Annotated in this window: 8 protein-coding genes; 5 read left to right on the top strand and 3 right to left on the bottom strand. The window is 58.3% G+C overall.

What is annotated here, in order from left to right; all coding sequences use genetic code 11:
• Positions 1-75: 75 nt before the first annotated feature.
• The 5 genes from OZX72_RS01400 to ppdK all read left to right on the top strand — a co-directional run bounded on the left by OZX72_RS01400 (position 76) and on the right by ppdK (position 9,282).
• Positions 76-858, top strand: coding sequence for a response regulator transcription factor (locus OZX72_RS01400; protein WP_277158679.1), 783 nt, complete (start codon positions 76-78; stop codon positions 856-858).
• Between the two features lie 159 nt (positions 859-1,017).
• On the top strand, positions 1,018-1,686 hold the full coding sequence (gene nth / locus OZX72_RS01395) for an endonuclease III (RefSeq protein WP_277158678.1): 669 nt from the start codon (positions 1,018-1,020) through the stop codon (positions 1,684-1,686).
• An 85-nt stretch (positions 1,687-1,771) separates the two neighbouring features.
• Positions 1,772-3,298: an ABC transporter substrate-binding protein gene (locus OZX72_RS01390; protein WP_277158677.1), complete on the top strand. Its 1,527-nt coding sequence runs from the start codon at positions 1,772-1,774 to the stop codon at positions 3,296-3,298.
• Positions 3,299-3,398: 100 nt separating this feature from the next.
• Positions 3,399-6,149, top strand: coding sequence for a valine--tRNA ligase (gene valS, locus OZX72_RS01385; protein WP_277158676.1), 2,751 nt, complete (start codon positions 3,399-3,401; stop codon positions 6,147-6,149).
• 487 nt (positions 6,150-6,636) lie between these two features.
• The gene (ppdK, locus tag OZX72_RS01380; protein WP_277158675.1) at positions 6,637-9,282 is read left to right on the top strand and encodes a pyruvate, phosphate dikinase; all 2,646 of its coding nucleotides are present in this window, start codon (positions 6,637-6,639) and stop codon (positions 9,280-9,282) included.
• A 226-nt stretch (positions 9,283-9,508) separates the two neighbouring features.
• Here the strand turns inward: ppdK and OZX72_RS01375 are convergent, their stop codons facing one another.
• From OZX72_RS01375 to rho, 3 genes are all read right to left on the bottom strand, one after another.
• Complete coding sequence (locus OZX72_RS01375) at positions 9,509-10,555, bottom strand: hypothetical protein (RefSeq protein WP_277158674.1); 1,047 nt, start codon at positions 10,553-10,555, stop codon at positions 9,509-9,511.
• A gap of 87 nt (positions 10,556-10,642) precedes the next feature.
• Positions 10,643-10,996 carry a chorismate mutase gene (locus tag OZX72_RS01370; protein ID WP_277159324.1) on the bottom strand — a complete coding sequence of 118 codons (354 nt, stop codon included), beginning with the start codon at positions 10,994-10,996 and terminating at the stop codon, positions 10,643-10,645.
• Positions 10,997-11,225: 229 nt separating this feature from the next.
• The gene (gene rho, locus OZX72_RS01365) at positions 11,226-13,277 is read right to left on the bottom strand and encodes a transcription termination factor Rho (RefSeq protein WP_277158673.1); all 2,052 of its coding nucleotides are present in this window, start codon (positions 13,275-13,277) and stop codon (positions 11,226-11,228) included.
• Positions 13,278-13,283: the final 6 nt, after the last annotated feature.

The raw sequence follows: 13,283 nt of genomic DNA, 5'->3' as shown, positions 1-13,283 counted from the left end.
GCGAGCTATGCGTAGGTTTAGCCGGAAGTGGCACGACTTGCGAAACCTGGGGTAGCGATTGGGAGGGAGGGCTCAATGACCGATTTGACATTGATGACAATGGCCCCCAACCCTGCCAGCGTGCTGCCAAGTTTGGCTCTGCTTTCCTACCGCGTGCGCGTGCTGCCGATGGACGCTGCGAGCCTCGTGAAACTTCCTGAAAACACTATTCTTTTCCTTGATGCACGTGACGACCTCGCCAACGCCAAGACGCTGTGCAATCTGATTCACGCTTCCGGACTTTCGATTCCAATTATTCCTATTATTACGGAAGGCGGCTTCACCGCCATCAACATCCAGTGGGGTGTGGCCGACGTCATCGTAAGCAACGCCTCCCCCGCCGAGGTGGAAGGCCGGCTGCGGCTGGTCTGCGAACGCGGCAAAGCTGCTCCGACCATGCCCCGTACGTCCGTGGAACAGGACAATTACCGCGAGGACGGGCAGATTCGTTCCGGCGATCTGGTGGTGGACACCAAGGGCTATACGGCAACGCTCAACGGCGAACCGGTCAACCTGGCCTACAAGGAATTCGAGCTGCTCAAGTACCTCGTCCAACATCCGCACCGCGTTTTCACACGCGCCCAGCTCCTGCAGGAAGTGTGGGGTTACGACTATTACGGCGGCACGCGAACCGTGGACGTCCATGTCCGTCGTCTGCGTGCGAAGCTCGGCGGCGAATACGAGCATATGATCGGCACCGTGCGCAACGTCGGCTATCGCTTCGATCCACCGGACGACGACGGCAACGGCAATGATAGTGACCACAACGCAGCTGACGACAACAGCGATACCGATACCGGCGATACCGGCAATCTCTAAGTCATCACAGAAGAGACGACATCCGCCAAAAGCAAACCGGGTGACAACAGCGAAACCCATGCCTATAGTTGAGCAGAAGATTCACCTCGCATTCGATATAATCCGATAACAAGGAAACATATCGAAATATCTAACATCTGTAATAAGGAGCGGAAGCCGATGCCCAGGGAAACTAAAGCGCAACGCAGCCAGCGCATTCACGCCGAATACGACGTGCTGTGTCAGATGTTTCCCGAGGCGATGTGCACGCTCGATTACGAGACGCCGTTCCACCTGCTCGTCGCCACTGTGCTGAGCGCGCAGACCACGGACGTTCGAGTCAACAGCGTCACACCCGAGCTGTTCCGTGACTACGGCACGCCCGAAACGCTGGCAGTGGCCGACCCGGAGCGCATCGAGGACATCATCCATCCGCTCGGCTTCTACCATACAAAATCCGCGCATATCATCGAACTCGCCGCGCAAATCGTCCGCGACTTCGACGGCGTGGTGCCGCAGACAATGGAAGAGCTGACCACACTTTCGGGTGTGGGCCGCAAAACCGCGAACGTCGTCTTGGGCGATGCGTTCGGCGTGCCCGGCTTCCCTGTGGACACCCACGTCATCCGCGTCACCGGCCGCTTGCGCTGGCGCACTGACTGGCGCAACAAGCATCCCGACCCGGTCAAGGTCGAAAAGGAAATCACGCAATATTTCGAGCCGGAGGAATGGTCGAATCTTTCCCATCGCCTCATTCTTTTCGGACGCAGCGTTTGCACCGCACGCAACCCCGACTGCGAATCCTGCCTGCTGAACGACACATGCCCTTCCGCATTCCATCCGCTCTGATTCCTCTTTTGTCTAAATTCCTTATATTCCAAGGCTTTCCGCGTTTTCAGGAATCATTCAGCACCAGATAGTAGACTTTTGAGACATGTCACGGCATAAGCAGCAAACGGGCGGGCCAATGAGGGGTCTCGTCTTCCTCGGCGCTGCTGTCGTGCTCTTCGCTCTCGTAGGCGCCGGCTGGTCTCATTTCGGCAACCACGCCGGCGATGCCACCTTGCTTCATTCCGGTTCGGAAGTCACCGTCGGCCTGGACGCCACCGCCCCGCAATCCCTTGATATTCGTACGGTTCAAGGCAAGGAACTCGACCAAGCGCTGATCGGCAATGTCTACGAAACGCTCGTCGGTCGCGACCAGAACAACAAGCTCGTCCCATCCATCGCCAAAAGCTGGGACGTTTCCAAAGACGGCCTCAGCTATACATTCACGCTTAATCCCGATATGCGTTTCGCCAATGGCGACGCGCTGGACTCCACCGACGTCGTCTATTCCTTGCAACAAATCATCAACAAAAACTACGTCGGTGCCGAAGACCTTACCGGTCTCAAATCCGTCAAAAACCCTGACACCTCAACGGTGCAGATAAGCCTTGCCTCGCCCAACCCGCGCTTGCTGCGTGCACTTTCCTCACGGGCCGGCATCGTCTATGACTCGGCATCGAACGTCAACTACGCCAAGCAAGCCGGCGGCAGCGGACCCTTTACGATTCACAGTTTCGACCCCGGCAATTCCATCGTTTTTACGCGCAACCCGCTGTATTGGAAGCAGCAGGCAGCCAGTTCGCAGATGACCCTTCGCTATTTCGATTCCGCGGATGCACTCAACAAAGCCATGAAAAGCGGCGAAATCCAGCTTGCCATGCTAAGCCCTTCGGACTCTCCGAAACCCTTCCAAAACAACAAAAAATATGATGTTTCCAAAGGGCTGACGACCTCGAAAGTAGTGCTCGCGCTCAACAACAATCCCGATTCGATCTTTTCCGACGTCCGCGCCCGCATGGCCGTGCGCTATACGCTTGACAACCAGGCGATAGTCAAAAACCAACCCAACGCGGCCGCTACGCTGAACGGACCAATCAGCCCGCTCGAGCCCGGTTACGATGACCTTTCCGCGAATTTCCCGCACAACGCCGACGAGGGCAGGAACGATTTCAACTACTTCGGCCCGGATTATATCGGCGATGTCACCTTCTTGGTGCCCACCGAATACACTTCGCTGGGCAAGCAAATCGTCAACCAATTCCAAGGCACACGGCTCAATGTGGTGATGCAGGTGGTCGACGACGACACGCTTTCCCGGCGCATCGCCAACGGTGATTACAAAATGGCCATCACCACCATGCAGGGCTCCAACGATGTGGGAGCGTTCGCAAACGGCACCTTCGGCTACCAAAACAGCGAAGCACAGCAGGACTACCGCAACGCCCTCACTTCGCCCAACGATATCGATTACCAGCAGAATCTTCGCTCCTACGCCAAGACGGCCAGCTCCGACGCCGCGAGCGCTTGGCTTTACACCGAAAGCAGCATGGTGGCGGCTGACAACAACGTCACCGGCTACCCGCGCAACATGACCGATGAACTGCTGCCGTTGCGCGATGTGAGGACGAAGTAGCCGGCCGAGGCCACGCGCGAACCACCGGCTTGAACAGCCGACGTTCACATGCCAACCCGCGCCGCCCCTATGTCACCATTCCTTTCTAAAATTGGACGTTATGACTGATCAGGACAATAGCATTATCAATGCAAGCCTTTCGCCCCTTCCCGACAGGGTCGGCGTCGACGGCTTGGAAGACAAATGGCGCGCCGAATGGGACAACGACGGCACCTATAATTTCGACATTCCGCGTGACGGCAACGGCGAGCCCGACCGCAAGGCCGTTTACTCCATCGACACCCCACCACCCACCGTTTCGGGCAGCCTTCACGTGGGCCACGTTTTCTCGTATACCCACACCGACGTCATCGCCCGCTACGAGCGTATGAAGGGCAAGCACGTCTTCTACCCGATGGGCTGGGACGACAATGGCCTGCCCACTGAGCGCCGCGTGCAGAACTATTATGGTGTGCGCGTCGACACGTCGCTCAAGTACGATCCTGATTTCAAGCCGCCGTTCGAGGGCACGCAGGGCAAGAAGCTCGAGGCCCGCGACCAGGTTCCGATCAGCCGCAAGAACTTCGTGGAGCTGTGCGAGAAGCTCACCGCCCAGGACGAGAAGCAGTTCGAGGCACTGTGGCGCTCGCTCGGCATGTCCATCGACTGGCGCCAGACCTACCACACCATCGGCGAGCACCCGCAGCGCGTGGCACAGAAGGCGTTCCTGCGCAATCTCGCCCGCGGCGAAGCATACCAGAAAGACGCCCCCGGCCTCTGGGATGTCACCTTCCAGACCGCGGTAGCGCAGGCCGAGCTGGAAAGCCGTGAATACGACGGCTTCTACCACCGCGTCGCCTTCCGCTTCGAGGACGGGACACCGATTTACATCGAGACTACCCGTCCGGAGTTGCTTGCCGCGTGCGGCGCGTTAATCGCCAACCCCGACGACGAACGCTACCAGAAGTACTTCGGCCAGTATGTCTACTCCCCGCTGTTCAAGGTGAAGGTGCCGATTCTCGCGCACCCCGCCGCCGAGATGGACAAGGGCGCCGGCATCGCGATGTGCTGCACCTTCGGCGATCAGACCGATATCGAGTGGTGGCGTGACCTGAACCTGCCGACCCGACCGATCATCCAGCGCAACGGCCGCATCATCATGAGCGTGCCCGATTGGATCGAAGACGAAGGCGGCAAGAAGGTCTTCGAGGAAACCGAAGGCAAGACCACTTTCACGGCCCGCAAGATCATCGTCGAGCATCTGCGCGAATCCGGCGATCTCGACGGCGAGCCGAAGCCGACCAAACGTATGACAAACTTCTACGAGAAGGGCGACAAGCCGCTCGAAATCGTCACCTCCCGCCAGTGGTATTTGAAGAACGGCGGCACCGACATGAAACTGCGCGCCGAGCTGCTTGAGCGAGGCAAGGAACTTCAGTTCCACCCTGACTTCATGCGCGTGCGTTATGAGAACTGGGTCAACGGCTTGAACGGCGACTGGCTCATCTCCCGCCAGCGCTTCTTCGGCGTCCCGTTCCCGCTGTGGTACCCGGTCAAAGCCGACGGCGAGCCGGATTACGACCATCCGATCACTCCGAGCGAGGATCAGCTGCCGATTGATCCGACCAACGATGTGCCTGAGGGCTATAGCGAGGACCAGCGCGACGTGCCCGGCGGCTTCACGGCCGAAAAGGACATCATGGACACCTGGGCCACCTCATCGCTGACCCCGCAGATCGTGACCCACTGGGCCGAACCTGATCAGGAGAGCAAGGACCTCTTTGCGGCCACCTTCCCAATGGATCTGCGCCCGCAGGGTCAGGACATCATCCGCACCTGGCTCTTCAGCACCATGGACCGCGCACACCTCGAGAACCATTGCCTGCCGTGGGCGCACACCGCGCTTTCTGGCTGGATTCTCGACCCGGATCACAAGAAGATGTCGAAGTCCAAGGGCAACGTCGTCGTTCCGAAGGAGCCGGTCGACAAGTACGGTGCCGACGCGGTGCGCTATTGGGCCGCTTCCGCCAAGCTCGGCCTCGATGCGACCTATGACGAAGGCCAGATGAAGATCGGCCGCCGTCTGGCGATCAAGCTATTGAATGCCACCAAGTTCGCGCTGGCCATCGGCCGCGAGGACGACAACCATCACGTCGGTGCCGCCGCTACCGCTTCCTGGAACCCAGCCGACGTCACCGAACCGCTTGACCGCGCGGTGATGGCACGCATGGCTTCCGTAATCCGCGAAGCTACCAAGTCGATGGATTCCTATGAGCACTCCAAGGCGCTCGAAATCATCGAGGCGTTCTTCTGGCAGTTTTGCGACGACTATATCGAACTGGTGAAGAACCGTGCTTACGGCACCGCCGATGCGACAGGACAAACGCCATCGGTCGCCGCCGTGAAGTCCGCACGCACCACGCTGGGCCTGGGCCTTGAGGCGTTCGCGCGCCTCTTCGCCCCCTACATGCCGTTCGCCACCGAAGAGGTCTGGCACTGGATGCACGTAGGCGAAGGTTCCGTGCACACCGCCACCTGGCCGAAGGCCGAGCCTTATGAGGCCGCCGCTGGCGACGCCGACGCCGACATGCTCATCTGGGCTGGCAAGGCGCTGGCCGAGCTGCGTGGCTTGAAGTCGCAGGCCAAGGTCTCCATGAAGACCCCGATTCTGAAGGCAACGCTCAACGTGCCTTCAGCCGGCAAGAAGGCCATCGACGAAAGTCTCATCGACATCGCCGAAGCCGGCAAGGTCACCGGTCCGTTGACGGTCGCGGTCGACGATTCGGCCGACGTTCCCGACAACGAGATTGTGGTGAAGGTCAGCGACGCCGAGCTCGGCGAGCCGCCGGCCAAGAAGCCCAAGAAGAAGTAACCTTCCGATTTTCGACACAAAAGGCCTGATACGCTTCATACAGCGTGTCGGGCCTTTTCTGTATCCCGATATTTGTATCTTGCTTGCACATCTGCTCTGCATATTTGTTCCATATCCCTGTTCCGTATATCCGTTTCGTGTATCCACGCTGTATATCTGTTCCATATACCCACTTTCTGCGTACCCGTTTCGCACATCTGTTCAGCGTGTCCGTAAAACACGAATTTCAGTACTTTTAGCGACCAAAATGAGCGAAATCCTCATATCTCCATTTTGTATCAATCGTTTGCATATTATTCCGCTTCGCGATACACCTCTAGAAGTCTCATAAACCGGACAAATCACCTAAAAAACGTCAATCGATTTGACAACGCTCATTTTCCGACTATTTTGAATTAAACGCTGCAAAGTTTCGTCACATCTCAGGTTTCGTATTCACCATGTGGCAGCCGTCCGAAATTTACCATATCCAATGAGGGAAAGATAGATGCACAGTAGCACACAATACGTATACCAATTCTCGGAAGGCGACGCCTCGATGCGGGACCTTCTGGGCGGCAAGGGAGCCGGCGTGGCCGAAATGACCAAGCTGGGAATGCCGGTGCCGGAAGGCTTTACCATCACCACCGAAGCCTGCCGAAGCTATATGAAAAATCCGGACGGCATCGATGCACAAATCCGCCAACCGGTACTCGACGCCTTGGCGCAACTTGAGCAGCGCACCGGCAAGACCTTGGGCGACCCCGAAAACCCGCTGCTGGTTTCCGTGCGCTCCGGCGCACAGGTCTCGATGCCCGGAATGATGGACACCATCCTCAACCTGGGATTGAACCGCGAAGTGGTCGAGGCGCTGGGCGAAAAGTCCGGCAACGAGCGCTGGGCTTGGGATTCGTACCGTCGCTTTATTCAGATGTATGGCAACGTGGTCATGGGCATCAATGAAAACATTTTCGAGCATCGTATCGATGAGCGCAAGGCCGAACGCGGCGTGGAATCGGACGTCGACCTGGACGCGGATGACATGCAGTGGCTGGCCGACCGATTCCTCGAGGACTACCGGCAAGCCAAGGGCGAGAACTTCCCCACCGAACCGACCACGCAGCTCTTCGAGGCCATCAAGGCCGTCTTCCGTTCCTGGAACAACCCGCGTGCCGTCTATTTCAGGCAGATGAATAATATCCCCGACGATTGGGGCACTGCAGTCACAGTGCAGCGCATGGTCTTCGGCAACCTTTCCGAAGATTCCGGCACCGGCGTGGCCTTCTCTCGCAACCCGGTCAACGGCGAAAAGGGGCTGTTCGGCGAATATCTGATGAATGCGCAGGGCGAGGATGTCGTCTCCGGCGTGCGCACCCCCGAACCCATCGAGACGCTCAAAACCCGCAACCCGGCGCTCTACGAGACCTTCGACCAGATCGTGCACAAACTCGAGCTGCACTACCGCGACATGCAGGATATGGAGTTCACCATCGAGGACGGTCATCTCTTTATGCTTCAGACGCGCAACGGCAAGCGCACCCCGCAGGCCGCTTTCCAAATCGCCAGCGACCTGGTGGACGAAGGCGTGCTGACCCAGGAGGACGCCGTCTGCTCGATCGATCCGACCTATATCACCGCCATGCTCCACCCCCGTTTCACCGACGAGGCGCTGAAAACCGGCACCATGCTGGGCACCGGCCTGGCGGCATCGCCGGGGGCGGCGGCGGGCCGAGCCGTCTTCTCCTCCGACGATGCCGAGGCTTGGTCAACTCGTGGTGAACGGGTCATTCTCATTCGACGCGACACCACTCCTGAAGACATCGTGGGCATGCACCATGCTGAAGGCATCATGACCGCGCGCGGCGGCATGACCAGTCATGCGGCCGTGGTGGCCCGCGGTATCGGCAAATGCTGCGTTTCCGGGGTTTCGGCGCTGCAATTCGGCGACGACGGAAGCTGCACCATCGGCGACCATCAGCTCAACGAAGGCGACTGGATCTCGCTCGATGGCGGCTCCGGTTCCGTCTATGAGGGCAAGCTTGAAACCGAACCAGCGTCCATGACCGGCGCGTTCGGCCGCGTGATGTCGTGGGCCGACCGCTTCCGCAGGATGGAAGTACGCGCCAATGCTGATACCCCCGAGGACGCATGCCGTTCGCGTGAGCTGGGCGCCGAAGGCATCGGCCTATGCCGCACCGAGCACATGTTCTTCCGCCCGGAACGCATCGACGCCATCAGACGGATGATCGTGGCCCGCGACGAGGACGAACGCCAAGCCGCGCTCGACGTGCTGCTGCCGATGCAACGCGAGGACTTCAAGTCGATGTATGAGGCGATGGAAGGCGAGCCGATGACGGTACGCCTTATCGATCCGCCACTGCACGAGTTTCTGCCCAAGACCCCGGAGGCCGTGGCCTCGCTGGCCGAAACAACCGGCCAAAGCGTCGAGGACATCAACCGCGCCACCGCCGAGCTCACCGAAGTCAACCCGATGCTCGGCCACCGCGGATGCCGGCTCGCTGTCACCTATCCCTCGATCGCCCGCATGCAGACAAGAGCCGTGCTCGAGGCCGCGGTAGAAGTCAAACGCGAGCACCCGGATTGGACGGTGGCCCCGGAGATCATGATTCCGTTGGTGAGCGAAACTGCCGAATTCGAGTATGTAAAGTCAATCGTCGAAACCACCGCCAAAGAGGTCATATCCAGTTCCGGCATCTCGCTCTACTGCTCAGTGGGCACGATGATCGAGACGCCGCGCGCCGCGCTGACTGCCGGAGACATCGCCGCCAGAGCTGAGTTCTTCTCCTTTGGCACCAACGATCTGACGCAGATGACCTTCGGCCTAAGCCGTGACGACGCCGGTTCGTTCCTGCAGGATTACTACGACAAGGGCCTCTTGAAGGAAGACCCGTTCTCGCACTTGGACCGCAAGGGCGTGGGCAGGCTTATCAAGATGGCCGTCGACTCCGGTCGGCGTGTCCACCCGAACCTGCGCGTCGGCATCTGCGGCGAGCACGGTGGCGACCCGGAATCGATCGAGTTCTGCGAAGATGTGGGGCTGGATTACGTTTCGTGCTCCACTTACCGCGTGCCCGTAGCCCGTCTCGCCGCCGCGCAAGCCACGTTGGGACGTCACGCGCCCGAACGCAGGTAAGTCCTAACGTTGGCTACGCAGGTAACGTCAGATATAAAGAGCCTGGATAGAAGATATAGCGAGGTGGGCAGATAACGCGCACACAGCCGATAAACCGAGATGCATCGGTAGAACCCTGACGAGCTGTGAACTTCCCAGCTACCAACGTCCACCAACAACAATGGCCTTCGACCGGAAACGCTACCGGTCGAAGGCCATTGTCATCTCAATCATTCACTGTTAACCGTCATCTGTTTTTGCCCAGATTCAGCCTTTTCAGCTCGGGAGGAACATCGGCAAACGGATCATCGCTATCGCGAGAGGCGGCATTCCTGTTGTTGCCATTCCAATCTTCGCTGGAGTCTGCTGAATGAGTTGAACCGGTTACGTCCGTTGCACCCATTACCTCCATGGTGTCTATGTCGTCTGTCGCGTCTACTGCATTCGTTGCGCCATCGGTTTCGATGTCGGATTCGGTTTCCGCAACAGCATCACTTCCCGACAATCCCTCTGCCGTAGCGGATTCGTTCAGCGGTCCGGTTTCTCCCAAAACCCCGACATCCTCGTCATCGTCAGGTGCTTCGGAATCCGCTTCTTCGTCGGCAACCGCATCAATATCAATACCGACTTCGGTGTGGTCATCAATATCATAGTCATTATCGCCGCCGATATTATCGTCAATATCGCCACCGTCATCAACATCGTTGACGTCATCCAGTGCGTCGGGATCGGCGTATTCCTTGGCATCCTCAAACGCCACGGCACCAGGCGAGTCCGGCCCATCCTTGCGGTCGGCTTTCGCCTCACGTTCCTCTTCACGCGCCGCGATGTCCTGCAACGTACGGGCGAAACGCAACACCTGTTCGTCGGTAAAGCTGGCCAGCTTCTCCTTGGTCATCACCGAACGCATGACCATGCGGATATGCTTGATGTCGAACGCCGGCCCCTTCTCACGCTTCGACTTCTGCTTCTTGCCGTAAATTTTCAGGCCATGCTTGCCCTGATGGGCGTGCACGTACGGTGCCCACTTGTGGCCGGTCTGGGAGGCATCGAGCAACGTGGCGAGCCGCGCAATCAGAATCGCACTTTGCATACTCGAAAGTCCATGCCACGAACACATCAAATACCACGAAACGGAGCGATCCAGCGTTCCCCCCAGAAACTCATCGTATTCGTCCATCGCCAACTGCAGCAAAAACAGCCGGTCTTCAAGCCGCTTTTCCGGGGTATCGAGATTATCGACCACCCTAAATTTTTTTCTTACTGTAAGACTCTTGTTGTGCTTCTTTCCCATACCAGCCTCCTTACTACGATATGTTAAAATTCATTATAAAGCAATACTATCATTCGCAGCAGGTTTGGTTCTTCGCGCAAATATCTTTCATGCATAAATATCGAGAACGCCAGGATCGCCGCCGGCTTCGGCGATGCGCTGGTGGCGCTTTTTGGCTTCGGTGACCACGAATTCGCGGTAGTTTTCTTCGATGCTCGGATCAAGACCGGCGCTGATGGCGACCTCTTTGAGCCGCTCGGCCTGCCGGTTTTCACGTGCGCGATCCTCAGGGGCGAAGCCGGCCTGCGCCTTCAAGACGCCGACTTCAGCGGTGTATTTGAAGCGTTCCGCAAGTAGTGAGACGATAGCCGTATCGACGTTATCGATGGATTGACGCAACTGCTTGATGCGCTCGACGGCCGCTGCGGTCTGCGGATTGGACTGCTCCTGCGCGTCGTCGATAGTAGTGTCTTGCCAGCCATGGCTTTGCGAAGCGCTGTGCGAAACATGGTTGGCTTGCAAAACACTTTCGGTTTGTATAGCTCCATTGGTTTCGGTTGCATCGTTGGTCGTAGAAGCGTCCTTGGTTTTAGCGGCGTCATTGGTCTCGGAAAAATCAGTCATGTACTCACCATACGACAAGAGCCCCACCACTTGAGTAGGGCTCTTAAGCAAATCCGCAAACAGAAAATCAGTTGTTCATATTGGCGTTCTGTTTGATGATGGCCTGCAGGAAGTCACGGTTCGTCGCCGTCTTCTTCAAACGCGGAACGATGGTCTGGTAGGCCTTTTCCGGCTCCATGCCACCAAGCAGGCGACGCAGACTGTAGATGACTGCCAACTCGTCCTTCGGCGTGATGAGCTCCTCGCGGCGGGTGCCGGAGGCGTTGATGTCGATGGCCGGGAAGAGGCGCTTGTTGGCCAGGTCGCGCGAAAGACGCAGCTCCATATTGCCGGTGCCCTTGAACTCCTCGAAGATGACCTCATCCATCTTGGAACCGGTTTCCACCAGCGCCGAAGAAATAATCGTGAGCGATCCGCCGTTTTCGATGTTGCGGGCCGCGCCGAAGAACTTCTTGGGCGGGTAGAGCGCCTGCGCGTCAACGCCGCCGGAAAGCACACGGCCGGAAGCCGGAGCGGCAATGTTGTAGGCACGGGCCAAACGGGTCATGGAATCGAGCAGCACCACCACGTCCTGACCGAGCTCCACCAAGCGCTTGGCGCGTTCGATGGCGAGTTCGGCGACGGTAGTGTGGTCGGAAGCCGGGCGGTCGAAGGTCGAGGAAATGACCTCGCCCTGCACGGTGCGCTCCATATCGGTGACTTCCTCGGGGCGTTCGTCCACGAGCACCACCATGAGGTGCACTTCGGGGTTGTTCGTGGTAATCGCATTGGCGATGTTCTGCAAAGTGATGGTTTTGCCGGCCTTCGGCGGGGAGACAATCAGGCCACGCTGGCCCTTGCCAATCGGCGCTACAAGGTCGATCAGACGACCGATGATGTTGCCCGGAGTGGTCTCCTGCTTGAGCCTTTCCTGCGGATAGAGCGGGGTGAGCTTGGAGAACTGCGCACGGTTGGAGGCATCCTCGATGCTCATGCCGTTGATGGTTTCGATGGACTGCAGCGGCACGAACTTCTGACGTTGGTTGCGCCGTTCGCCTTCACGTGGCTCGCGGATGAAGCCCTGTACGCCGTCGCCCTTGCGCAAGCCGTACTTGCGAATCTGGCCCATGGAAACGTAGACGTCATTCGGCCCCGGCAGATAGCCGGAAGTGCGAATGAAGGCATAAGAATCGAGCACGTCGACGATGCCTGCGACAGGAACTAGCCCTTCTTTGGAATCGTTGCCACGGCGGTCGCGCACATCGTCTTCGTTCACCGCGTCGTTGTTGTAACGTTCGTTGCGATTATCGCGATCCTTATAATCGTAATTATTGTTGCGATCGCGCCCGCGCATCCTGCGCTGATGACGCTCACTGCCACGTTCCTCGCGGTTGTAACGATCGTTACGACGCGTGTGGCGGGTGAACTCGCGACGGGGCTCTTCCTCTTTGCCGTCCTTGGAGCTGCCCTCGTCATTGCCGACGACAGGCAATGTGGCGAGAATGTCGTCCAAATCACGAACTTCGTTGGAAGCGGTATCGTGACGGGACTGCTGCTCCGCACGATAGTTGCGACGACGGATGTGTTCCTCGCCGCCCTCTTCCATTTCACGCTCACCACGGCGGTGGGCCACAAACGACCTGTTCCGGCGGTGCAGCGGCTCGTCGTCATCAAAAAGCCTGGGCTCTTGCGACTCACGTTCTTCCTGGTTTTCCTGCTTTTGCGAACGCTTGGCGTTCATACTGGCAGAGGAATGACGGATGGCATTGACCGGAGCCTTTTCGTGCTTCTCAGCATTGGTCGACATGCCATTGCCGAATTTGCGCGCGTCAGCGGATTCTTTGCCTTCACCGCTTGCCGATTGACTGGCATGCTCAGTTCCAGAGCTTTGCCTTTGCACAGCTTTGGACTCATTGGACGTATCGTTATCGTCGCTGCTCTTTTTCAGAGCAGCTTTAGGAGCGGCCTTTGGCGCACGAACCGTGACACCGCTGGGCGCTTGACCACCTGTTCTCGCGGCTTGAAGGGTGGCGAGCAATTCCGGCTTACGCATCGTTGACGTACCGCGAAGTCCCATCTGCTTGGCGAGCGTCTTCAGCTCAGGCAGCTTCATATCCTCAATATTCTGGCTAGTTGCCACTATAAT

It is taken from the genome of Bifidobacterium sp. ESL0769, from assembly GCF_029395495.1.
In the GTDB taxonomy this organism is placed as follows: domain Bacteria; phylum Actinomycetota; class Actinomycetes; order Actinomycetales; family Bifidobacteriaceae; genus Bifidobacterium.
The sequence above is the reverse complement of the archived record's forward strand: the minus strand, read 5'-3'. Positions and strand labels throughout refer to the sequence as shown.

Coding starts and splice junctions, on each gene's coding strand:
- OZX72_RS01390 (WP_277158677.1), top strand. CDS start 1,772: ATGTCACGGCATAAGCAGCAAACGGGCGGGCCAATGAGGGGTCTCGTC.
- OZX72_RS01400 (WP_277158679.1), top strand. CDS start 76: ATGACCGATTTGACATTGATGACAATGGCCCCCAACCCTGCCAGCGTG.
- ppdK (WP_277158675.1), top strand. CDS start 6,637: ATGCACAGTAGCACACAATACGTATACCAATTCTCGGAAGGCGACGCC.
- OZX72_RS01375 (WP_277158674.1), bottom strand. CDS start 10,555: ATGGGAAAGAAGCACAACAAGAGTCTTACAGTAAGAAAAAAATTTAGG.
- nth (WP_277158678.1), top strand. CDS start 1,018: ATGCCCAGGGAAACTAAAGCGCAACGCAGCCAGCGCATTCACGCCGAA.
- valS (WP_277158676.1), top strand. CDS start 3,399: ATGACTGATCAGGACAATAGCATTATCAATGCAAGCCTTTCGCCCCTT.